Source organism: Brevibacterium album DSM 18261 (assembly GCF_000426445.1).
Lineage (GTDB): Bacteria > Actinomycetota > Actinomycetes > Actinomycetales > Brevibacteriaceae > Brevibacterium > Brevibacterium album.
On record NZ_AUFJ01000015.1, the window covers coordinates 34,095 to 58,192 of the forward strand.

Genomic DNA, 24,098 nt, shown 5'->3' on the forward strand with positions numbered 1-24,098 from the left:
CAAGGAGATCCCCATGCCCCTGCACCGCCGTCCGGGAATCTCCCTCGCCGCGGCATCGCTCGCACTGCTCGCGGGATGCGGATTCGGTTCCGCACCCGAGGCCGCTGAGACGACTCCCCCTCCCGAAACCTCCGCGCCCGCACCGGAATCGCCGCCCGCCCAACCGTCGGCCGCTCCCCAGCCGCAGGCCGCGTTCGCCACGCAGGAAGCCGCTGGTGCCTCGTCCCCGGGACCGTTCGACCACGACCGCACCGGCGTCGCGGAGTTCACGATCGCGGTCGAGAGCGGCTGGGAAGGCGAGCGGGTGGGCCCCGCGCTCTTCCAGCTCAGTGACTACGGAGAGGTCGAGCTGGTGGGCGAGTGGACCGCGATCGACCACGACGGTGTGGCGATCACTGACAGCTCCTGCCAGATCCTCGCCTCCATCACGGGCCCCGGGGACTTCAGGTACGCGGTGCGCAGCGCCGAATGCACGGACAGCTGGGCCGAGTACAGCGCAACCGTGGCGGAGCCGGGCGATTACACGTTCACCGTCACCGATGAGCTCACCGGCAGCACGAGCGAGACCGTCGTCCAGGTCATCCAGTGAGCTGTGCCGAGAACAGAGAGACCTATGCGCCCGAATGACGCTGCGCCGGACGACCCCCGGTACTTCACCCCGGAGCTGGCGGCGAATCCCTCGATCCCGCCGGCGCTCATGAACCGGATCGCCGCAACCCGCCCCGACCTCCTTCCCGCTCTGGCGCACAATCCCGCCCTGTACCCAGACCTGCGCGCATGGCTCGCCCAAAGCCCGGACCCTGCGGTGCAGCAGGCCCTTGCACCCTCTGTCAGCGCGGGGCCGACGGACCGGGCACCGCAGGGGGCCTCTCACTCAGGCAGACCCCGGCGCAGGCGCCGCACGGCGCTCATCGCCGCCGCCTCCGCACTCGCGCTGGTCCTGGCCGGAGGCGGATGGTTCGCGTACTCACAGCTCTTCCAGCGCGGCGCGGTCGATCCCCTTGAGATGCCCCTCGACAGCGCTTATATCTACAGAACTGCCGTCGTCGTTGACGAGGATCAGCAGGTCACCGCACAGACCGTCATCGCAGTGAACGTCGAAGAGCTGGCGCCCACCGTCGACTACCATGAGGACGCTCTCCGCGAGAGCTTCTGCATCGACGACCTCGAATCCGATGTGACCGGTGATTTCGAGGCATACGGCGAAACGTACGACCAGTTCGACATTCAGGTGGACACCATCAGCGGCACACACTGCGGAGTTGCAGTGGAGATGTCTGCGATCCCCCTCACCGCACTCATGCAGGACCCTCTCCGGCTCCAGACGCCCGTCTATTCCTACTTCGGCGGAGCTGCTGTCGAGAAGATCACCACGACCGATGACGGCACGCTTCGGATGACGCTGCTCAGCGGATATGCGGACAACGCTGCCGAGCTGAGCAGAGCGGACGCCGATGTCTCATTCACCCTCACCTATCCCGGAAGGATCTCAGAGGCCCGGGGTGCCGATGTGACCGGGAGGACAGCAACGTGGGACCTTCTGACCACCCCGGACGGCACCTACGAAGCGGCGGGTTCGATCGTTCCCTTCCCCTGGCGGGCTGTGCTGATAGGCACGGGTCTGGCAGCGGTGCTGATCAGCGGCGCGATCATCGCAGTCGCCGTTCGCCGGAGGAAACGAGGAGGACGCGGATCCCGGGGCACTCCGTGATCTGCCGTCCTCGTGTTCCAGCAGGAGTGACGCCGAGGGGCGGGGTCTGAGCACAGTGCTCAGACCCCGCCCCTTCCGTCACCAGCAGATGCTCATCCGCCTCGGCACAGGCTCAGAGACCGGGGACGTTGCGACCACCCTGGCCTTCGCCGCCGGAGCCGCCGTCACCGTTCCCGCCGCCACCGCCGCCGTTCCCGCCGCCGCCACCGCCGGAGCCGCCGTCGTCACCACCGCCACCGGAACCGCCGTCGCCCCCTCCGCCGGAACCGTCGTCGTCACCACCGCCGCCGTTGCCGCCTTCGTCACCGTCGTCGCCCCGATCCGGAGGCGGCATACCACCGTCGTTCTCGTCTTCGTCGGAGCCGTCGTCCTCCGGCGGCTGCGACTCCTCGGGACGGCTCTCCTCCTCGCTGCGGCCGGAGTCCTCACCATCGGACGACCCGCGGTCGCGATCCGGTGCGGGCCTCCGCGGCGGTGCCTGCTGCGGCACGCCGGAGTCGTTGTTCGGCTTCTCCACCTGCGGCAGCTCACCGCGAGCGGGGAAGTCCTCCACCGGCATGTCCTCCATCGCGTCGATCATGTAGTGCGTCCACGCCTGGGTGGGGAAGGAGCCGCCCGTGATGGAGCCGCGCCCGCCGTACACGCCGATGTCCATGGGGCTGCCGTTCTCATCGGCGCCGAAGATCGACACCGCCGTCGCGAGATTGGGCGTGTACCCGGCGAACCACGCCGACTGCGACTGCTGCGAGGTGCCCGTCTTGCCCGCGGCCGGCCGGCCCAGGTTGTTCGCATAGCTCGCGGAACCGCCCGTCACCACATTGCGCAGCGCATAGGAGGTCTCCGCCATGACGTTCTCGTCGAACTCGCGCTCACCTTCGGTGTCCGGCTCATACACCACGACGTCATCGGGATCCGTCACCGTCTCCACCGCATGGGGGGTGTGACGGATGCCGTTGGAGGCGAACGTCGAGAACGCGTTGGCGAGCTCCTCCGTGGTGGGGGAAGCCGTGCCCAGCACATTCGCCGCATTGGTCTCGAGACCGTAGCCGGGAATCGGGTTGTCCGGCGGATTCTCCGGCAGCCCCGCACGGGTGGCGACGTCGACCGTCTTCTCCGGACCCACCTCGATGTTGAGCTGGGCATAGGCGGAGTTGATCGAGGACTGCGTCGCCCTGAGCAGGCTCACGGTGCCGTAGGAGGCCCCGCCGAAGTTCCGCGGCGCCCAGGAGCCGCCGCCCTCGGGCCGGAACGTCGTCCCGCTCTGCCCCGTGAAGTAGTCGTTCAGCCGGTAGCCGTTCTCCAGGCCCGCCACGAGCGTGAATGCCTTGAACGTCGAACCCGCCTGGGACCGCTCCTGTGTTGCGGAGTTCAGCGACCGCTCCAGGTAGTCCTCGCCCCCGTACATCGCGACGATGCCGCCGGTCTTGGGGTCGATGGAGGTCAGCCCCACGTGCTGGTTCTCGTTGCGCTCCGGCAGACGGTCCACGGCATCCGCCGCCGCCTGCATCTTCTTCTCGTCGAAGGTCGTGACGATGTCGTAGCCGCCGCGGTCGATCTGCTCATCCGTGAGCCCGCCCGGGCCCTTGAGCTCATCGCGCACATGGGAGAGGAGATAGCCGTTCTGGCCCTTGTACTGGTTGCTCGCCTGCGGCTCCCGCACCTCGGGCAGCTGCGCGGAATCCGCCTCCTCCTGCGAGATGTAGCCCATGTCCGCCATGTTCGCGAGCACGTATCGGAAGCGATCCTCGTACTCCTCCGGGTTCTCCGCGGGATCGGCGGCACCCGGGCGCTGGATCATGGCGGCGAGCAGCGCGCTCTCCTCGAGGTCCAGATCGCTCGCGGGCTTGTCGAAGTAGTTCCGGCTCGCCACCTCGATGCCGTAGCTCTGCCTGCCCAGGAAGATCGTGTTGAGGTAGTTCGCGAGCACCTCGTCCTTGGTCTGCTCCTGATCGATCTTCAGCGCGATGAACATCTCCCTCACCTTGCGGTCGAGCGTCTGCTCGTTCGTCAGGTAGAAGTTCTTCACGTACTGCTGCGTGATCGTGGAACCGCCGCCGGCGTAGTCGTCCGTCGCGACACCCCACACAGCGCGGCTGAGGCCCCTGAACGAGATTCCACGGTTCTCGTAGAAAGACTGGTCCTCCGCAGCGACCGCGGCCTGCTGCATGTATTCGGAGATGCCGTCGATCTTCACGCTCCGGCGGTCCTCGACCTTGAACGAGCCGATCTCCGTCTCACCGTCGCTGTAGTAGACGGTCGAGGTCTGGCCCGCGGCCTCCGCATTGGGCTCCGGGACATCCGTGACGGCGTAGCCGATGCCGAACGCACCGAGTCCCAGCGCCACGAACAGCAGCACCGCCACCGCCCAGTGCCGGAAGCCGGGCGCCCAGCGGCGCCAGCCGGTCTTCCCGCGGCGCGGATAGTCGACGGCACGCCCGAGGCCTGCGAAGAAGCCGCCCGAGGCCGCAGCCCCCTGCGCGGACCCCTTGCCCTTCTTCGCCTTCCCCGCACCCGCCGAGGCGGACGCCTTTCCGGACGCGCCGCTGTGATGGCGACCGCGCGATCCTGAGTGTCTGGGTGTGCTGGGTGGGGCCACGGAATCCTCCGCATCGGACGTATGAGGGGCGCACCGCCCCACTGATCACGCTCCCGCGCCCGGCACCTCGCCCCGCACTCGCGCAGGCGGCGCCCACTGGACCCGCAGGAGACCGGGCAATTCTCGCACTTCAGTTTGTGAGCGCTCTGAAGGCGGCACCGAGCGGATCCTGTGCATCCGCTCGGTGCCGCCTCAGCAGCCCGCCTCAGCCCCGCAGCGAGGGGAAGTCCGTATCGGCCCACTCCTGCGCCTCGGCGACGGGAACTGCCTCGCCCGAGGCCGCCTTGGAGGCCGGCATCGGCTCGCCCTCGTGCAGCTCGCGTTCGCGGGCGCGCAGCTCCACCCGGCGGATCTTGCCGGAGATGGTCTTGGGCAGGTCCGTGAACTCGAGGCGGCGGATGCGCTTGTACGGCGCCAGGTTCTCACGGCAGAAGCGGAGGATGTCCTCGGCCGTCTCGGCAGTGGGCTCGAAGCCCCCGCGCAGCACCACATAGGCCTTGGGCACGGCCAGCCGCACGGGGTCCGGCGAGGGGACGACCGCGGCCTCGGCGACGGCCTCGTGTTCGATGAGCACGCTCTCGAGCTCGAACGGCGAGAGCCGGTAGTCACTGGCCTTGAAGACGTCATCGGCGCGGCCCACATAGGTGAAGACGCCGTCCTCGTCGCGGGTCGCGACATCCCCGGTGTGGTAGACGCCGTGCGCGAAGGCATCGGCGGTGCGCGCCTCGTCCCCCCAGTAGCCCAGCGTCAGCCCCACGGGGCGCGGATCGACCCTGAGGCAGATCTCGCCCTCGACGGTCTCCTCGCCGGTGGCGGGGTCGATGAGCACGGGCTCGTAGCCGGGCATCGCCACGCCCATCGCGCCGGGCTTCCCCTTCAGGCCAGGGGGATTGCCGATCTGCAGGGTCGTCTCCGTCTGCCCGAAGCCGTCGCGGATCGTCACGCCCCATTCCCGCTCCACGATCGCGATGACCTCCGGGTTGAGCGGCTCGCCCGCGCCCAGCGCCTTGGCCGGCGGGTTCTGCAGGCGCCCGAGGTCGGCCTGGATGAGCATGCGCCACACGGTGGGCGGCGCGCAGAAGCTCGCCACGCCCACGCGGTCCATCGTGTCCATGAGCGCCTTCGCATCGAACCGCGCGTAGTTGTAGAGGAACACGCACGCCTCCGCGATCCAGGGCGTGAAGATGTTCGACCACGCGTGCTTCGCCCAGCCCGGCGAGGCGATGTTGAGGTGCACATCGCCCGGCTCCAGACCCATCCAGTACATCGTGGACATGTGGCCCACGGGGTAGGACACGTGCGTGTGCGCGACCATCTTCGCCTTCGAGGTGGTGCCCGAGGTGAAGTAGAGGAGCAGCAGGTCATCGGCCTTCGTGGGCCCGTCCGGGGCGAAGTCCTCAGATTCCGCGGAGGCATGGGCGTAGTCCACCACGGAGACCTCCGCGCCCGAGGCGGTGCGCGCCGTGCCGGGGGCCGCTGCGGTGCCAGCCCCGGCCTCGGGCGCTCCCCCGCCCACGACGATGCGGGACACGGGGCGGCTCACCTCGTCGAACTTCGCGGCATCGGCGGCCGAGGCCACCACGACATCCGCCTCACCGCGCACGGCGCGGTCCTCGAGGTCGAGGGGCCCCAGCTGCGTCGTGGTGGGCAGGAGGACGGCGCCGAGCTTGATGCCGGCGAGCATCGTCTCCCACAGCTCCACCTGATTGCCGAGCATGACCATGACACGGCTGCCTCGCTCCACACCGGCGGACCGCAGCAGGTTCGCGACCTGGTTGGAGCGGCGGCGGAGCTCATCGTAGGACCATCTGCCCTCCGTGCCCTCGGCCTCCACGATCCAGAGAGCGGGAGCATCGTTGCCCAGTGCGATCCGGTCGAACCAGTCGAGTGCGAAGTTGAACTCCTCGAAGCGCGGCCAGCTGAATTCCTCCCGCGCCCTCTCCACGTCCAGGCGGTTGCGCAGCAGCACATCGCGGGCGGCGCGGAACTGCTCCGTGACGGCGGAATCCGTCGAGGTCCCAGTGCTGGCCATGAATGTTCTCCTTCGAATCAGAGGCCCGTGCATCGCGCTTCCCGCGCGGAAATCCGCCCACAAACCTATCAGCAGGAGGTTTCACGTACGTTGCGCGGGCCTGAGCGAAGGCGGGGAGTGCGGCCCGCTCAGCTGGGAATTCACACTGCCCCCCCCCCCCGCGCAGAGGACGCGCACGTCCATGTCGAGATGGCGGGCGAGAGCCGATTGCTCCCGCGCACGCGCAGGGGCGAGGTGCGGGGCTCAGGCCTGCTGCGCGTACCAGTCGCGGAGGCGGCGCTCGGCCTCCTCCGCACCCAGCACCCCCTCCTCCATCCGCAGCTCGAGGAGGAACCTGTATGCCTTCCCGACCGCAGGTCCCGGCGCGATCCCCAGCAGCGCCATGATCTGCTCCCCGTCGAGCTCCGGCCGGATCGAGTCGAGGCGCTCCTTCTCCTCCAGTTCCGCGATCCGACGCTCGAGATCGTCGTAGTTCCTGGCCAGGCGCTTGGCCTTGCGCTGATTGCGGGTGGTCACATCCGAGCGCGTGAGGATGTGCAGGCGCGAGAGCAGATCACCGGCGTCCGTGACGTACCGGCGCACCGCCGAATCCGTCCAGCCCGCATCCCCGTAGCCGTAGAACCGCAGATGCAGCTCCACGAGGCGCGCGACCTTCTTCGTCGTGTCCTTGTCGAAGGTGAGGGCCTTCATCCGCTTGGCGGTCAGCTTCGCCCCGACCACATCGTGGTGGTAGAAGGTCACCGCCCCGTTCGGCTCGAACCTCCGCGTCCGCGGCTTGCCGACATCGTGCATGAGGGCGGCGAACCGCACCACGAAGTCCGGCGACGTCAGCGGGAAGGAGGGCGCGGCCGGGGTCTGCTCGACAGCGGCGGCAGGCCGGTCCTCGCCCGCCTCGGCCGAGGCCTGCCCGGCCGCATCCTCCGCAGCCGCCGCCTCGGTCGCCTCGGCTTCGCGGCGGGCGTACACGGCCTCGAGCTCGACGGCCTGGTCCAGCACCGTCAGGGAGTGCTCGTAGACGTCCTTGTGCCGCTGGTGCTCGTCCTGCTGATCGCGCAGGGCCGCGAACTCCGGCAGCACGACATCGGCGATGCCGGTGTCCACGAGCAGCTCGATCCCCCTCCGCGGGCGGATGCCGCAGACCAGCTTGGTGAGCTCCTCCCGCACCCGTTCGGCGGAGATGATCTCGATGCGGCCGAACATCGCCGTCATCGCCGCACGCACCTCCTCAGCCACCTCGAAGCCGAGCTGCGAGGAGAACCGCGCCGCGCGCATCATGCGCAGGGGATCATCGGAGAAGGAGGACTCGGGCGTGCCGGGGGTGCGGATGACCCCCGCCTCGAGATCGGCCAGACCGCCGTGCGGATCGACGAACACGCGGCCGGGCAAGCGGACGGCCATCGCTCCGATCGTGAAGTCCCGGCGCACGAGGTCCTCATCGAGGGAATCGCCGAAGGCCACGACCGGCTTGCGCGAGTCCGGATCGTACTGCTCGGCGCGGTAGGTCGTGATCTCGATGAGGTATCCGCGCTTGCGCAGGCCGATCGTGCCGAACTTCTTCCCGATGTCCCAGTGCGCATCCGCCCACGGCTTGATGAGGGAGAGGATGTCGTCCGGGCGGGCATCCGTGGTGAAGTCGAGATCCGGCATGTCCCGGCCGAGCAGGGCGTCACGGACGGAACCGCCCACGAGGGCGAGCTCGAAGCCCGCGGAGGCGAACATCTCGCCCAGCGGATCGAGGATGCCGGACAGCCCGTCCAGCGCATCCGCCATCGTCACGTGCGCCTCTGCTGCGAACACGCAGCCACCTCGCTTCTGTCTGCCTCGTACGTGCGTCCGCTCCCGGGCCTGTCACACCGCCCGCGAGCGCGCCCAACTTTACCCGCCCCCGTGCTTCCCGCCCCGCGCCTTCCGCCCTCGACATGTTTCCCACCCCTTGTGCCGCCACACGCCCATAAACGTCGGGACGGCCAGCGGCACGAGGGGTGGGAAGTCGCGGAATCCACAGGGGCGGAGCTATGTGCGGGGATCGTGCATCGAGAGCAGGTAGTGCGCGATCCGGGCCTCGGCGGGCTCGGGACCTGCCGCGATGCCCTCGAGGAGTCCGGTGACCGCCTGCTGCGGAAGCTCGCCCAGCGCCTGCACCACGCGCAGCCGCGCCGCTGACTCCGAGCCACTGCGGTCGAGTCGTGCGAGGGCCTCGCACAGCTGAGTCACCGTGTGCGCGCCGGTCTTCGCGGAGAGGCGTGAGAGCCGGCCGAGCGCCTCGGCGGCCTCGACATCGCGGTCGCCTCCGATCACGGCGGAGAGGAGCCCGGGCACGCCCTCGGCACGGCCCCGGGCGGCGAGCGCCAGAGCCGCCGAGGTGCGGATCGCCCCGTCCTCGGCGTCCAGCGCGCAGAGGAGCGCGTCCCCGGCCGCCTCCCCCTCCATGTCTGCGAGCGCTTCCACGGCCCTGCGCCGCACCTCCGGCCGCGCGGATCCGAGCGCGGCCCGCAGCTCTGAGGCGTCGTGCCCGGTCCGCCGGAGCGCCCACCGCAGGGCACCGGCCACATTCGTCTCCTCCTCGTGCAGGAGGGCGCGCACGAGCTGCTGCCCGGACAGCGCCGGGCCTCCAGCGGCACCGGCGCATGCGGCTGTGCCGTCTGCGGCCCCGCCTGCAGTGCTGGCTGCGATGGCGTCTCCGGACCCCTCATCGGAGGTGCCGGCGTCTCTCTCCGCGGCGGCGTCGGGAACATCCTCACCAGCGGTTCCGACCCCATGATCACCACTGGCATCGCCACCAGCACTGACACCTGCACCAGCACCGCCACCGGCCGACGCTCCCGCACCGGCGGCCAGCGCGGCGCGGTGACGGTCCAGAGGGCGGTTCGACTGCAGGGCGGTGAGCAGGCCGATGGTGTCGAGGACGTCGTCCCAGCCGACGGGGCCCGTCGCGGCGATGCCGTGCAACCGGGTCAGGAGCTCCTCCTCCGCCGCGATGCGCTCACGGGTGCGCCGCATGAGGTCTGCCAGCACCGCACGCGGGGCACAGGAGGGGTCATCGAGCGCATCTGCGACCTCGGCCAGGCTCAGACCGAGTGCGCGCAGGGCCTCGACGTGCAGGATCCGGCGCAGATCGGCAGGCGAGTACTCCCGGTACCCCGACTCGGTCCGCGCCTCCGGGCACACGAGGCCCAGTGAGTCGTAGTGGCGCAGCATGCGCACGCTCACGCCCGTCCGCGCGGACACCTCACCAATTCTCATCCGACGCTCTCCTCCCCGGGCCCGGACACCGCCGATCCCTGCGCGCCCACCCTCATGATCGCGCGGCTGCGGCAGTCCGGAGAAGCCCTCATTCCGGGTCCCCGTCCTCCATCCCGGCCGCACTCGTCCGCACGCCCATGACGGAGACGCGCTTGGCCTCCTCGACCGCGGCGGCGAAGTCGAGCTCGGGATCCCTGCGCAGCGCCTCGGTGGCGAGCGCATGGGTGCGCACACGGTCCCTGTCCTGTGCCTGGGGGACCACCCCCGCCGATCCGCGCACCGCACCGGTCTCCGCCGCCCTGCGCACCGCCGCCTCCGCGGCCCCGCCCAGCTCCACGAGCGCACGGCTCAGGCTCCGCTGCACGTCCTGGTCGCCGCGGCCGAGCTGGCCGGCCAGCACCTCGGCGAGCTGCGGCCGCTCGGACGCCGGCGCGAGAGCGACCGCAGTCCGCCATGCCGCGCGGGCCACCTCGTCATCGGCATCCGTGAGCAGCGCCGCCGTGAGCGCCCGCCATGCCCGCGGATCGCCGATCTTCGACAGGGTGTGCAGCGCCTGGCTCCGGGCCTGGGCCACGGCGGAGCCCAGCTCTGCGAGGAGCAGCGGCACCACGGCCTCGACGGGATGGCGGGTGAGCGACCACGTGAGCATGTCCCGGACGAAGAAGTCCGGCTCCTCCCCGCAGCGGCGCACCAGCACCTCCGCGTCACCGGGCTCCGGCGCGGTGCCTGCCTGCAGTGCCGCCCGCAGACGTGCCGAGGCGCTGCCCGCGCTCAGCGCCGACTCCAGCCGTCCGCGACGCTGGGCCACCTCGTCCTGCTCCCCGACCTGCTCGTGCCGACCTGCGTCCTCAGCCACTCGCTCCGCCGTCTGCCGGTCCTCGGTCCTTCGCTCCACGACGACCACCTCCTGCGGCCACACTCGACCCTCACACCGTGTGAGGGTCAACCGCCTCGCCAGTGCCCTCGACATCTCCAAGCAGGCTGCGCACAAGCGCTACGGCAGGCGATGACCCGTTCCCGCACATTCCCCCACCCCAAATGCCGCCACACACACCCGTATGCCGGAGCGGACAGCGGCATAAGGGGTGGGAAGCCCCGAGGACCCCCGCACAACGGAGCGAACAGCGGCGCAAAGGGTGGGAAACCGGCACCGAACCTCACCCTGCATCGCATGCACATCCGGGGAGTGCGCACATCCGGGGAACTCCGAGACCGCTTGGATAGAGTGGAGACATGTCGCGACCCATGCCCAAGCCGGGGCCCTTCCCCGTGCGCACCTCCACCACGGAGGAGACCTCCGCAGGGGGCATCGTCGTCGACTTCGACTCGCACGATCTCAGGGTCGCGATCATCGCACGGATCAATCGCGCGGGCCGCCTGGAGTGGTGCCTGCCCAAGGGCCACCTCGAAGGCGATGAGACCGCCGCCGAGGCCGCCCGCCGCGAGATCGAGGAGGAGACCGGAGTGTCCGGCAGCGTGATCGCTCCGCTGGGCAGCGTGGACTACTGGTTCTCCGTCTCCGGCAACCGCATCCACAAGGTCGTCCACCACTTCCTCCTGCGCGCCACCGGCGGCACCATCACCGTGGAGAACGATCCCGACCAGGAGGCCGTGGACGCCGCGTGGTTCCCCCTCGACCGGCTGGGCGAGACCCTGTCCTTCGCCAACGAACGGCGCATCGCCGCCGCCGCCCGTTCGCTCATCCCGTCCCTGCCGTCCGAATTCCGCTGAGCCCCGCTGTGACAGCCCCCGCACCGCCGCGCGCACCGCGCCGCAGGACAGGCCTCGCCGCCCGCCTGCGCGCGGGGCTGGCCGCACTCGTGCTGGCGGCGGGTTCCCTCACCCTCTCTGCGCCGGGTGCCGCCGCTGTCCACAGCACCCCGCCGGCGCTCCCCGAAGCCGACGCAGCCCAGGCAGCCTCTCAGCCCGGCCCCTCCGGTACCTCCGATGCCGCCGAGGCCCCGGCCGTCGCCCGGATCGCCGTCGACTCCGTCTCCCCCTGGGTGGAGGCGGACGGTGCACTCGAGGTGACCGGCAGGATCGTCAACGGCAGCAGCGACACCCTCTCCCCCAGCGTGCTCGCGCTCTCCCGTTCGTCCTCGCGGCTGGCTTCGCGCACGGAGATCTCCGACTGGGTGGATGCACAGCCGTCCGCGCTCCTCCTCGCCACGTCCGAGGACGAGACGAGTGACGGCGGAGCTCCGGACGGCGACGCCTCGGCGGAGGGGGACGAGGACGCGGACACCGCGCTCGAGGTCCCCGATCTCCCCGCCTCCCTGGCGCCGGGGGAGAGCGCCGAGTTCTCCTTCACCGTGCCGGCCGAGACCCTGCGTCCGGCGGGCTCCCCCGTCGAGGCCTGGGGCGCCCTCGGGCTCGTCGTCTCGCTCGCGGGCACCACCGCATCCGCTCCGGCCGCGCAGGACGGAGCATCCGGCGCACAGGACGAGGCGACGGACAGTCCGGAGGAGAACCCCGCCGGAAGCCCCTCCGCACAGCCCACCGCCGTCCAGCTCTCGGCTCCGGCCTTCACCGTGTGGCACCCCGATCCGGGGGTGGATCCCACAGTGCTCTCCGCGCTCCTGCCGGTCACCCTCGATGCGCCGGCCGCGGACGGCGGGCCCCTCGTCGAACCCGAGGTCCTCGAACGCGCCGCGGACCCGAGCGCCCACGGCGCCCATGCCGGTGCGCTCGACCGCACGCTCACCGCCGCGAACACGCTGGACGACGCGGCTCTCGCCGTCGATCCCCGCCTGCTCGCCTCCGTCCGCGCGGCACTGGAGCTGCCGGCCGAGGAGCCCGCGGACCCCGCGGCGGCCTCCGGTGCCGCGAACGGGGAGAGCACCGGCGAGGAGGCGGAAGGGGGCTCGGCCGAAGGCGGCAGCGCCGGGGAGAACGCCTCGGACCCCGCCTCCGCAGGCCAGGACCCCGGCGCGGAGGCCGCCGGGGGCACATCGGGCACCGAGGACGCCACGGCTCCCGGGGAGGCCATCTCACCGGATTCGAGCGCGCCCCCGGAGGGCACCCTCGGGCCGCAGGAGGAGGACGGCACGGAGCAGGAGGGCTCCGAAGGCGGGAACGGCACGGAGCAGGAGGGCGCGGACGCGGAAGCCCCGGACGGCAGCACCGCGGACCCCGAGGCGGCCGCCGAGCGCCTGCCCCGCCTCGCCGAGTGGTACGCGGAGTTCACCCGGCTCGCCGCGGACCGCGAGGTGGTCCCCCTGCCCTGGGCGGATGCGGACATGACGGCGCTGCGCCTGGCCGCCGCAGCGGCAGAGGACTCCGCGGAACCCGAGAATCCCGATGATCCCGCTTCCCTCCGCGCCGAGGGGCTGACCGGACTCCTGGGACGTGCCGATGCCGAGCGCGGGTTCACCGGGCCGCTCGCGGACAGCGTGCGCACCGACATCGTGTGGCCGGCCGCAGGCACCGTGCGGGACGAGGACCTCGCCGCACTCGCGGACCGCGGCGCCGGCACGATCGTCCTCGCCGACGACCAGCGCCCCTCGATCACCACCTACACCTCCTCGGCCCACTCCACGATGGGCACTGACGGCGATCCTCAGCTCCGGGTGGGCGGCTCCTCCGCGGGTGAGGACGGGGACGACCGCGTGCTCGACACGCTCATTGCGGACTCCGGCCTCAGCCGTGCTGCGGCCGAACAGGCGAGCGGCGCCCCTCGGGCCCCCGGGCAGACGCTCGCGGTCTCCGCGGCGATCACGGCCGAACGCCCCTTCGACTCCCGGCATCTGCTCCTCACCCTCCCCCGCGAGGGGGCCGGCAGCGCGCTGCCGGAACTCGCCGAACAGCTCTCCGCCGCACCCTGGCTGTCATCGGAGACCCTGACCGACCTCGGTGACACCGAGCCCGTGGCCCGCGGCTCCCTCGAGGAACCCGAGGAGGCCGCAGGCGGGCAGCAGGCGGCGGATCTGCTCTCCGAGCTGGGCGAGGCGCACGGGAGCGGGAGCGAGGCCGCGGCGGTGTTCGTCGAGGCAGGGAGCGCGCGGCGCGACATGGCGCGCTCTCTGCTCAGCTGCGCGGCCACCCGCCGCACCGAGGGGATCCGCGCACAGACCGAGGGTGCGGGCGCCGCGGCGGAGGAGACTGCGGACTGCTCCTCCCGTGCCCAGGGCTGGGTGTCCGCCCTCGCGGGCGGGGTGCGTCCGGAGCCGGGCTCCTCCGTGCTGCTGGTCACCGGGGAGCAGGCGCACATCCCCGTGCACGTGGAGAACTCGACGAACCGCACGGCGCGCATCCGCCTGCGGGTGGAGGCGTCCACGCCGCAGCTGAGCACGGAGGAGTCCGAGCCGCTGGAGCTCGGCCCCGGAGAGTCCAGGAGCGTCGACGTGCCAGTCCGCGGTCTCGCGAACGCGGACGTCCGCGCCCAGGTCCGGGTGCTCGGCATGGACGGCACGCGCATGCCCCAGTCGACGGACCTGCTGGTGCGGGTGCGCGCGGACTGGGAGAACACGGCCACCATCGCGGTGGGCTCGGCGCTGGCCCTCGTGCTCGTCTTCGGCCTCGTGAGGACGATCCGCCGCGGCCGGCCCACGATCCCGAAGAGCCAGCTCGACGCCGCGGTCGCCCGCGCACAGGACGACTGAGCGCGGGTCGGCTGAACCCGGGAGCGCCCGGACATCCGTAGGATTGAGCCGCCGGTGCTCCCAGCGCCCTCCCCCTGCCCCCGATGTTAGGAATCACGTGGCCGACTCCCGGCTGAGCTCCCTCGCCAAGTCCTCCGCTCTCATGGCAGCGGGCACGCTCGTCTCCCGCATCCTCGGCTTCGTCAAGGCCGCTCTGCTCATCGTGGCGATCGGCGTCGCCGTGGGGGGCACGGCGGACGCGTTCGATGTGGCGAACAAGATTCCGAACACCCTCTACATGCTGCTCTCCGGCGGTGTGATCAATGCGGTGCTGGTCCCGCAGATCGTGCGGGCGGCCAAGCGCCCGGACGGGGGCAAGGACTTCATCGACCGACTGCTCACGCTCGCGATCACGGCGCTCGCGGCCATCACCCTCCTCGCCACCCTGTGCGCCCCCCTGCTCGTCCAGCTCTACTCCTCCCCGAGGTGGAGCGATGACCAGCGGGCGCTCGCGGTCGCCTTCGCCTTCTGGTGCCTGCCGCAGATCTTCTTCTACGGCCTCTACACCATGCTCGGCCAGGTGCTCAACGCGAAGTCGAACTTCGGTCCGTACATGTGGGCGCCGGCGCTCAACAACGTCATCTCCATCGCAGGTCTGGCCACCTTCATCGCGCTGTTCGGCCGCGGCGACAACGGCGAGCACCCGATCGTCTCCTGGGACGGCACGATGATCGCCGTCCTCGCCGCCTCCGCGACCCTGGGCGTGATGGGCCAGGCGCTCATCCTCCTCTGGCCCCTGGCGAGGATCGGCTACATGTGGCGCCCGCGCTTCGGCTTCCGCGGGGTGGGGCTGGGCCGCGCCGGGCACGTGGCCGGCTGGGCCTTCGCCATGATGCTCATCGGCCAGCTCGCCTTCGTCGTCACCTCGCGCGTGGCCTCGACCGCCACCTCGGACGGCACGGAGGCCAGCGCCTCGAACGCGGCCTACACCACCTCGTACCTCATCTTCATGCTTCCGCACTCGATCGTCGCGGTCTCCCTCGCCACCGCACTGTTCACGCAGCTGAGCACCTACGCGGCGGACCGGGACGCGGACTCCGTCCGCACCTCCCTGGGCCTCGGCCTGCGCCTGGTGGGCTTCGTCAACGTCTTCGCGATGTCCGGACTCATGGTGCTCTCCGTGCCCGCGGCCATGGTGATCACCGGCGGCGGTTCCATGGCGAACGCGCAGGCGCTGGCACCGGTCGTCGTGACGATGCTGGCCGGCCTGGTCCCCTTCAGCGCCAACTACCTCCTGCAGCGGGTGTTCTACGCCTACGAGGACGCGAAGACGCCCTTCTGGGTGCAGGTCCCGGCCACGCTCGTCACGGTGGCGGGAGTGCTGTGCGCCGGAGCGCTCCTGCCGACGACGTGGATCGTGGCGGGCATCGGTCTGGCCATGAGCACCGGATACCTCGTCTCCACTGTGCTGTCGGCCGTGCTGCTGCGCCGGCGGCTGGGCACCCTCGGGCTGGGTCCCGTCCTCATCGCCCATGCGAAGTTCCTGCTCGCGGGCGTCGTCTCCGGGTGCTCGGGGTTCCTCGTGCTGCACGCCCTCGGGCAGGAGGCGTACTCCTCCCTGCCGCGCGCATTCGTCACCTGCGTGCTCCTCGCCGGCGGCATGCTCGTGGTCTACGCCGGTCTGTGCTGGCTCCTCCGGGTCAGGGAGCTGCACCAGATCACCGACACGCTCAGGAGCCGGCTCAGGAGGTGAGGCGGGCTCGGCTCGCCGGCTGTTGCACTACTGAAACCCAGCCGTGGTGTTTTCGTGACAGTGTCTCGGAGCTTCCCCCAAGGGCCCCGCTATAGACTGGCCGGGCTGCTCCGGGTGCCTGCGTGCGCGGTGTGATCCCGCACGGGCTCTTCTCGCCTGACGGAGCAGAGAGCTACCAGGAGGGACACCAGTTGAGGATCGAGCGCGGAGCGGTCATCGCAGACAGGTACGTCGTCTCCGCCATCGAGCGCCCCTGGCTGGCCGATCGTCCGGAAGCCGGTGTGGTGTGCCTGGCCCTCGACGCCATCCTGGACGATCCCGTCATCCTCTACGCCGCGAACCCCGAGTTCGCCGGCGATCTCATGGACACGGGGCGCAGGCTGGCGCTCATCAGCGATCCGCGCGTTCCCGATGTCCTCGATGTGGGCGAGGGCGCTACCGAGGACGGCACCGAGGTCATCTATGTCGTGTGCTCGCGCACCGCGGCGACCTCGCTCGCGGAGATCCTCGCCTCGGGTCCCATCGATCCTGCCCCGACCCGGGCGATCGCAGGTGAGGTCTCCGAGGTACTCGTCCACGCCGCGCGCCGCGGCCTCCATCACCGCTGCCTGGGCCCGGAGTCCGTGGGCATCACGCGCGAGGGGGATGTCGTGGTCCACGGCATCGCGATCGACGCCGCCCTCTCCGAGCTCGCTCTGGGACTCGAACCCCGGAGCGATTCCGCTGCGCTGCGCGAGGACGCCCTCGCCGTCGTGGACATCCTCTACGCCTGCCTCTCCGGCATGTGGCCCAAACCCGAGTCCCGAGCGGGTCTGCGCGCGGCACCGCGCAAGAACACGCGCGTGGTCGACGTCGAGAAGCTCCGCTCGGACCTGCCGCAGGACCTCTCGAGCTTCGTCACCGGCGTGACCTCACGCACGGACCCCGGCCCCCGCTCCCCCGGCGAGATCATCCGCTACCTCCGCGAATGGAGGCGCGGCAGCCTCGCCCAGCTCGAGGGTTCACCGCTGCCCGATGAACAGCTCTTCGACCCCGAGACCGCACCTGGGGCCGAGGACGCCGGTGCAGGCTCGGACGGCACCGTGGGCGGAAGCGGAGACGCCAGCGGGGGGACCCCGACCGGCTCCGGTCCGGAGGGCGCTGCCGCTCGGGAGCGCACGGCCGGTGCCGGAGCTGCTTCCGGTGCCGATGCGGATGCGCAGGGCTCCGGCGGCGAGGGGAAGAGCACGGAGGTGAGCTCGCCGGGGAACGGCTCCCCGGCGGCAGGCGGCGGTCTGCCGACCGCAGGGATCGCCGCAGGGGCCTCGACCGGAGCCGGCGTGCCTGACGCGCCCCAGGAACCGGGCCGGGCAAGCACCTCGGCAGGAGCCGGTGCCGTCGGGGCCAAGCCCACCGCGAACACGGGCGCGGCGAAGGCGGGCACCGGGATGCACTCCTCCGGCGCGCGCCCCACCTCCGCACCCGCGCGTCCGGAGCCGCCCGCCGCACCGCCCAAGCGGCGCGCCTCGCCGGATCAGATCCAGGCCGCGTTCGCACGCATCGGCATGTCGCGACCGGGAACCTCGGGATATTCGGCAGGACGCGCGGACGGCGTGCGGACCAAGCTCGACGAGCAGATGCAGATGCGGGAGGCCAGCGTCTTCCCCCTCTCGGGAGAGCAGATCACGGCCTCGGACTCGGACGAGTGGCGGCCCGAGGACACCATCGCGGAGTACTCGAACCTCGCCGTTCAGGAACAGGACCGCAACGTCACCGCGCCCATCATGAACCGCGAGGAGCTCTTCACCGAGAACCTCGAGACCCAGCAGATGCCCGTCGTGACGGAGGCGGACCTCGACGGTGAGGCGGGTGCGGACGGCGTACCGGGCGACGGCGCGGGTGAGGAGTACGCGGACGGCTCATGGTTCCTCGGCGGCATGTTCACCACCCGCGAGGAGGAGCTCGCGCAGCAGCACGAGGCCTTCGAACGCGAGCGCGAGCGCGAGCGCCGGCTGAACGAGGAGGCGCGGCGGCGGGCGCTCGAGGCCGAACAGCGCAGGGAGCGCCACCGGAAGGCCACTGCCGCCGCGGTGGCCCCGCAGGGCCCCGCAGAGGCGGCTGTCTCCTCCTCCGATTCCTCCGCCTCCGGAGCGACAGGTTCCGAGGCCCCTTCTGCAGGAGCGGAAGGCGCAGGAACATCGGGCGGCAGCGGAGCGGCCGGCCGGCCGCGACCGCAGCAGCCGGCGCAGGGCGGGACCGGCTCCGTCCGCACGCAGCCGCAGGATCCGGCGCCGGCGAAGGAGGCTTCCCGGACGAAGGCGACCAGCATCGCGGCGCGGTCCTCGACGGACACGCGGCCCGCAGACACGCGGCCCGCAGGAGCGAAGGGCTCAGGAGCGAAGAGCACAGCTTCCGCGAGGGCGGCGAGCGGGTCTTCGGCGGACGGCGCCCCGACGCGCGGGGCGTCGACAGCCGCCGCAGGCGGCGCGGCATCGGCGAACAGCGCAGCTGCGGCAGGCAGCGCATCGGCGATCAGCGCAGCGGGCGGCACCGGAGCGAGCGGGAACGGACGCCGCAGGCGGACGGCGGCGATCTGGACGATCATCGGGATCCTCCTGCTCGTCGCGGCGCTGGTCTTCGGCTTCATCGCATTCCAGGGGATGAACCGGGACAAGAGCCCGGCACCCGTCCCCGCCCCCACCGCGGAACCGAGCCCGGCCCCTGACGAGGAGACCCAGGAGCCCGAGGCCGAAGGGCCCGCACCGGTCGTCTCCTCCGTCTCGGACCTCGATCCCGAGGGCGACGGTTCGGAGAACCCCGATATGACGGACAACGTCCTCAGCGACGATGACAGCCAGTGGCAGACCGACCGCTACAACAGCGCGGAGTTCGGCGGCCTCAAATCCGGACTGGGACTCGCCTTCGAGCTCGAGGAGGAGTCCCTCGTGTCCTCCGTCACCCTCGACTCCCCGGACCAGGGTTCGCAGGTCGAGATCCGGGTGGGCGATTCGGACGATCCGGAGGAGGCCCGCACCGTCGCGGAGACCTCCCTGGACGGCGGGACGGCCACGGTCGAGCTCGAGGAGCCGGAGACCGCGCAGTACGTGTTCGTCTGGTACACGGAACTCGCACCCGCGGGTGAGGGCTACCGCGGACAGCTCGTCCAGGTCAAGATCGCCTGATGACCGCCGGACCCGATCCTGCCCGTCGCAGCGGCCCACCGCGGCGAGCGGCCGCCGGGCAGGCCGGCCATCGGGTCCGCACCGGCCCGGGCACGCGCCGCGTGCCCCCGCAGAGGAATATTCGCCTTCAGCGCCGTGTTGGCCTGCTGAGACCTAGGAGGGAAATGACCAACCACCGCCTCGTGATCGTCGGCTCCGGCCCGGCGGGCTACACCGCGGCCATCTACGCAGCTCGAGCGAACCTCGAACCCGTCGTGATCGCGGGCTCCGTGACCGCCGGCGGCGAGCTCATGAACACCACGGACGTGGAGAACTTTCCCGGCTTCCCGGACGGCGTCCAGGGCCCCGAGCTCATGGACAGCATGCGGAAGCAGGCAGAGCGCTTCGGCGCCTCCGTCGTGTACGACGATGTCGCCTCGATCGACTTCGCAGCCGGCGGCCACACGCTCGTCACCGCGATGGGTGCGCGGTACACCGCCGAGGCCCTCATCCTCGCCACCGGCTCCGCCTACCGCGAGCTGGGTCTGCCCAATGAGAAGAAGCTCTCCGGGCACGGCATCAGCTGGTGCGCCACCTGCGACGGCTTCTTCTTCAAGGGGCAGGAGATCGCAGTGATCGGCGGCGGCGACTCCGCATTGGAGGAGGCCACCTTCCTCAGCCGGTTCGCCTCCAAGGTCACCGTCGTGCACCGCCGGCAGGAGCTGCGCGCCTCCCAGGCCATGCAGGACCGCGCGAAGGCCGACCCCAAGATCGAGTTCCTCTTCGACTCCGCGGTCGACGAGATCCACGGCGAGAGCTCGCTCACCGGCCTGACCCTGCGGAACACCGCCACGGGCGAGCGGAGCGAGCTGCCGGTGACGGGCATGTTCGTGGCGATCGGCTCGGATCCCCGCACCTCCCTCTTCGCCGAGACCCTGGAGCTGCGCGAGGACGGCTACCTGTCCGTGGAGGGCCGCAGCTCGCGCACGAGCTTCGAGGGCGTCTTCGCGGCCGGGGATGTCATCGATCCCGTCTACCGTCAGGCGATCACATCGGCCGGCTCCGGCTGCTCCGCAGCCCTCGATGCGGAGCACTATCTCGCAGACCGCGACCAGGCAGCCGCCGAGGCGCCGAAGGCCGGCTCCGCGTCCGCGCAGGCCGCGGAGACCGTGGCCGCGGGCGCAGCCGTCTGAGCACCGTTCCCCACCATCCAGTTCCGCAGCTCCCACCCGGGCGGCCGCGGCGTCAGCACAGCTAGGAGAGCACAATGTCACTCGAAGTCACGGACGCGACCTTCTCCGCCGAGGTCCTCGAATCCGATAAGCCGGTCCTGGTCGACTTCTGGGCACCGTGGTGCGGTCCCTGCCGCATGGTCTCGCCCATCGTCGACGAGATCGGCGAGGAGCTCAGCGATCGCCTCAAGGTCGTCAAGGTCAACACCGACGAGAACATGCAGACCGCCGGCTCCTACGGCATCACCTCGATCCCTGCGATGTACCTCTTCAAGAACGGCGAGGTCGTCAAGCAGATCATCGGCGCGCGTCCCAAGCCGGCGCTGCTCCAGGAGATCGAACCCGCCCTCTGAGGCGCCCGCCTCCGGTCGGTCTCGGCTCGTGCATGCGGCCACGGCCGACTCGGTGGGGTCGTCCCGACCCGCAGAGTCCCCTGCAGGACTTCGGCAATTCTCAGGCGCCCGTTGTAGCATCAACGGGCGCCTGAGGTGCATGGAGGGCCCGCTGTGAGCTCGCGCGGGAGAAGGCTTCGGCTCAGCACCTGCGCAGCTTCTCCCGATGTATCCATTCCCGAAGAGACGAGACAGATGACAAGCCATATCGCCACCTACCGCCTCGGCGATGAGGATCCCGTGCTCCCTGCGGTCAAAGCACAGCTGGGACGGCTGGGCTATGCGGTCGGCGATGCTGACAGCCCCGTGTTCGACCATCGGTTCGAGTACGCACTGCGCTCCTTCCAGCAGGACCGCGGGCTCTATGCCGACGGCGTGCTCGGGGAGCAGACCTGGGAGCAGGTCGAGCTCGCACGGCATCGTCTCGGCGACCGTGTGCTGCGCTTCGATCCGGTCCGTCCCTTCGCGGGTGACGACGTCGCGGAGCTCCAGCGCCGCCTCGGCCGTCTCGGGCTGTATCTGTGGCGGGTCGACTGGGTCTTCGCGGAGACCACCGAGGCGGCCGTCAGAGAGCTGCAGAAGAACCTCGGACTCGAGGTCGACGGCGTCGCCGGCCCGCGCACCCTGCGCGGACTCGATGCGGTGACGCGCGGACAGACCAACGGCGACCTCTTCGCACTCCGCGAGACCGCCCGCCTCCACTCGACGGGGCCATCGCTCTCAGGCCGCACATTCATCATCGATGCGGCTCCCCAGCTCCCCATGCCCGATGAGCCTGCGCTCCAGTCCGCTCACCGCGACTCCATGCTCGCGTACTCCGCGGACATCGCGCGGAGGATCGCAGGACGCCTTGCGGCTGTGGGCGCGTCCCCCTTCGTGCTCGATGCGCAGAGCCGTGAGGCGGAGCATCTCATCGATGCGCAGGGATCGGCCCTCATCACCATCTCGCAGGATCTCCATCCGAATCCCGCCGCCAGCGGCGTCGCGACCTTCCACTTCGGCTCGGTCAGCGGGGAGCAGTCGCCCATCGGCGCACGGCTCTCCCAGCTCATCAGTCGCGAGATCGCCTCCCGCACCGAGTTCCTGGACTGCGGAACCCATCCGCGCACATGGCGCTCTCTGCAGAGATACCGGACCCCCACCGCACACGTGGTCGCCGGCTACATCACGAACGCTGAGGACCGCGCACGTCTGCATTCGGCTGTTGTGAGGGACGCCCTCGCCGAGTCCGTCTCTGTCGCTCTGCAACGGCTCTACCTCACAGAGGTCAACGACCCGGAGACAGGGACTGTCGATCTCACAGCACTGCGCGATCTCATCGACCGCGGCGGCCGCCCGCGCTGACAATGCTCTCGTGGGCCCCGTTTCATGTGAAACACGCGTGCACCTTCTCGCCCTCCCGGCGGCGGCGCCCTCTTCTGCGGAGTCGACGGACTCTGCTGCCCTGGCAGCGTGATTTCCTCCGAATCGGACACAGTGGGGCTGCCTGCACCTCGTAGCCCCACAGCCATCAGCGCTCTCGCAGTCGCAGTCTCGCACTCCTGTCGAGAGCAGTTCATGCTGAGCCCTCGCGCATCTGAGGCACCCCGGCGGTGTCGGCCTTCGCCGTCCATTCTCTCCTGCCCTTCGGAAAGCCGCTCAAGCCCGCTCTGCTGCGCCTTCTCGCCCTGGCGATGTTCGCTCAGGGAACGTCCGAATTCGTTCTGGCCTGCCTGCTCCCCGGTATCTCCCACGACCTGGGCGTCCCACTCGGGCACGTCAGCCTGCTCACACCCGCGTTTGTTGCCAGCATGATCATCGGCGCGACCACTATGGCGGTGATCAGCCGCATCCTCTCACCTCGATGAACGCTCACGGACTTCCTCGCGGTGTTCACTGCAGTGCACATCGTCGGCGCGCTCACCGATGATCTCGGCGTGCTCCTCGCGAGCCATGTGCTCGCGGCGCTGGCCCACGCCGATTTCCTCGCCGTCACACTCTCCACGGTCACCCGCATCGTCGCTCCCCACCGTCATGCCCGTGCTCTGTCCATCATCCTCGCGGGAACGACGATGGCACTGATCGCCGGGGTCCCTGCAGGTGCATTCATCGGTGGTGCGCTCAGCTGGAGAGCCACGCTGGCGATCATCGCTGCTGTCTGTCTGCCTACCCTGTTCGCCGTCCTCATCGCCATGCCGACGAGGCCCGGCGACGGGTCCCAGACATCCCTCGACCGGTCATTGAAGCGGGAACTGCGCGCTCTGCGCCGCAGGCCCCTGCAACCGGCGATGGCGACGGCGGTTCTCGTCAATGCAGCCACCTCCTGCTCCTTCACCTACCTCGCCGTCATCGCGACCGGACCTGCCGGCCTCGCCGAGGCTCATGTGCCTCTCCTGCTGGCAGTGTTCGGAGCCGCAGCATTCTGCGGAGTCATCCTCGCCGGCAGGTATGCCGATGCTCACTGGACGAGACTCATCAGTATGAGCGGCCCCGCCCTGGTCATGGGATGGGCCTGTTCACTCTGTCTGCCGTACACCCGGGTGCAGTCTGGTCCCTTGCATTGCCGCTGGGCAGGGTCTCCTTCGCACTCGGGACCACAGTGATCACCCGCATCCTCGTCGAGGCGCGTGAGGCCCCCACGATGGGCGGATCGCCTTCGCGCGTGAAGACGATAGGTCATCTGCTGAGTGGGCTCAGCCCTGAAGCGGGCCGGCGAACTGGTGGGCTGAGCAGGACAGCGGGCGCCGATCACGGCCCTGATGCTCTGCTGCCACTCACTGGGCACGTTTCACGTGAAACGAGCATGCCCTCAGTCACTGCGACGCCACACGTTTCCAGCGCACTTCGGGAGCCCGTACGCGGAGCGCTCTCCGGGAACCCGTCCTCGGCTGATCCGTCTCGGGCGAATCACGACTGACTGCGATCCGCTCTCATCATGTGCACTCACACCGTATCTGTCCTTCGTCACCCTCCCCGAGCCGGTGCACACTGCACCGACCCCGTTCATCCAGATCAGGCAGACGGGAGCCGGAAACGGACGCGGCCGTGGAGGGCGCGGTTCCATTGAGAGCCGCGGGCACTGTGCGTCTGTTCCTCTTCTCTCACCACAGCAGCCGACCGGAATGCGCGACACCCTCCATCAGGAGCAGGCCTCTGGCTTCAGCTCACCCATATCCGGCAGCGGTCATTCAGACATATCCAGCATCCAGCACTCCTCCACAGACCTCACCTCCTCACTCTCAGCTCATTGCGCGCAGCCCCTCCCTCTCGGATCTGAGGTCCGTCCCCGCATGCCACGGCACTCTGCGACCCGAGTCGGGAACCTTTCCACCCCGCGCACAGACCGTACCCACCGCAGTCCGCACGACGCTCCGCGTACGCACGTCCCCGAACGCACCGCCGCTACCGGTGGGAGCTGCTCCGTCTGCCGGGGTGGACCG

16 protein-coding genes and 1 pseudogene are annotated in these 24,098 nt (G+C 70.4%); 12 read left to right on the top strand and 5 right to left on the bottom strand.

Annotated features, from left to right (window positions below):
- Positions 1–13: 13 nt before the first annotated feature.
- The 3 genes and pseudogenes from K318_RS21680 (at position 14) to K318_RS24785 (ending at position 1,711) form a co-directional block, all read left to right on the top strand.
- Positions 14–589, top strand: a complete 576-nt coding sequence (locus tag K318_RS21680; protein ID WP_035281892.1) for a hypothetical protein — start codon at positions 14–16, stop codon at positions 587–589.
- A gap of 24 nt (positions 590–613) precedes the next feature.
- A pseudogene (locus K318_RS25920) lies at positions 614–811 on the top strand (variant leucine-rich repeat-containing protein); the annotation flags it as partial.
- A gap of 195 nt (positions 812–1,006) precedes the next feature.
- The gene (locus tag K318_RS24785) at positions 1,007–1,711 is read left to right on the top strand and encodes a hypothetical protein (protein WP_156913998.1); all 705 of its coding nucleotides are present in this window, start codon (positions 1,007–1,009) and stop codon (positions 1,709–1,711) included.
- A 112-nt stretch (positions 1,712–1,823) separates the two neighbouring features.
- On the opposite strand, the gene K318_RS21685 is transcribed toward K318_RS24785, so the two are convergent.
- From K318_RS21685 to K318_RS21690, 5 genes are all read right to left on the bottom strand, one after another.
- Positions 1,824–4,307 carry a transglycosylase domain-containing protein gene (locus K318_RS21685; RefSeq protein WP_051297965.1) on the bottom strand — a complete coding sequence of 828 codons (2,484 nt, stop codon included), beginning with the start codon at positions 4,305–4,307 and terminating at the stop codon, positions 1,824–1,826.
- A 205-nt stretch (positions 4,308–4,512) separates the two neighbouring features.
- On the bottom strand, positions 4,513–6,339 hold the full coding sequence (locus K318_RS0112485; protein ID WP_029089723.1) for an AMP-binding protein: 1,827 nt from the start codon (positions 6,337–6,339) through the stop codon (positions 4,513–4,515).
- Between the two features lie 243 nt (positions 6,340–6,582).
- Positions 6,583–8,109 (bottom strand): tRNA nucleotidyltransferase/poly(A) polymerase-related protein, encoded by a 1,527-nt coding sequence (locus tag K318_RS0112490; protein WP_035281948.1) that lies wholly within the window; start codon positions 8,107–8,109, stop codon positions 6,583–6,585.
- 243 nt (positions 8,110–8,352) lie between these two features.
- Positions 8,353–9,582, bottom strand: a complete 1,230-nt coding sequence (locus K318_RS0112495) for a MerR family transcriptional regulator (protein ID WP_029089725.1) — start codon at positions 9,580–9,582, stop codon at positions 8,353–8,355.
- A gap of 88 nt (positions 9,583–9,670) precedes the next feature.
- Positions 9,671–10,477: a HEAT repeat domain-containing protein gene (locus K318_RS21690; protein WP_245579898.1), complete on the bottom strand. Its 807-nt coding sequence runs from the start codon at positions 10,475–10,477 to the stop codon at positions 9,671–9,673.
- A 338-nt stretch (positions 10,478–10,815) separates the two neighbouring features.
- On the opposite strand from K318_RS21690, the gene K318_RS0112505 reads away from it, so the two are divergent.
- The 9 genes from K318_RS0112505 (at position 10,816) to K318_RS21700 (ending at position 23,261) form a co-directional block, all read left to right on the top strand.
- Positions 10,816–11,313, top strand: a complete 498-nt coding sequence (locus K318_RS0112505) for an NUDIX hydrolase (protein ID WP_029089726.1) — start codon at positions 10,816–10,818, stop codon at positions 11,311–11,313.
- A gap of 8 nt (positions 11,314–11,321) precedes the next feature.
- Entirely contained in the window at positions 11,322–14,183 is a 2,862-nt protein-coding gene (locus K318_RS0112510; RefSeq protein ID WP_029089727.1) for a DUF6049 family protein, read from the top strand.
- Between the two features lie 97 nt (positions 14,184–14,280).
- A complete protein-coding gene (murJ, locus tag K318_RS0112515) occupies positions 14,281–15,915 on the top strand; it encodes a murein biosynthesis integral membrane protein MurJ (protein ID WP_029089728.1) in 1,635 nt (544 codons plus the stop codon).
- A gap of 191 nt (positions 15,916–16,106) precedes the next feature.
- A complete protein-coding gene (locus K318_RS23855) occupies positions 16,107–19,076 on the top strand; it encodes a hypothetical protein (RefSeq protein ID WP_029089729.1) in 2,970 nt (989 codons plus the stop codon).
- 164 nt (positions 19,077–19,240) lie between these two features.
- Positions 19,241–20,248, top strand: coding sequence for a thioredoxin-disulfide reductase (gene trxB / locus K318_RS0112525; protein ID WP_029089730.1), 1,008 nt, complete (start codon positions 19,241–19,243; stop codon positions 20,246–20,248).
- Between the two features lie 74 nt (positions 20,249–20,322).
- A complete protein-coding gene (gene trxA / locus K318_RS0112530) occupies positions 20,323–20,640 on the top strand; it encodes a thioredoxin (RefSeq protein WP_029089731.1) in 318 nt (105 codons plus the stop codon).
- 234 nt (positions 20,641–20,874) lie between these two features.
- On the top strand, positions 20,875–22,023 hold the full coding sequence (locus K318_RS0112535) for a peptidoglycan-binding protein (RefSeq protein ID WP_029089732.1): 1,149 nt from the start codon (positions 20,875–20,877) through the stop codon (positions 22,021–22,023).
- Between the two features lie 248 nt (positions 22,024–22,271).
- Positions 22,272–22,526, top strand: coding sequence for a hypothetical protein (locus K318_RS23860; protein WP_051297967.1), 255 nt, complete (start codon positions 22,272–22,274; stop codon positions 22,524–22,526).
- Between the two features lie 21 nt (positions 22,527–22,547).
- Positions 22,548–23,261 (top strand): MFS transporter, encoded by a 714-nt coding sequence (locus K318_RS21700; protein WP_051297968.1) that lies wholly within the window; start codon positions 22,548–22,550, stop codon positions 23,259–23,261.
- Positions 23,262–24,098: the final 837 nt, after the last annotated feature.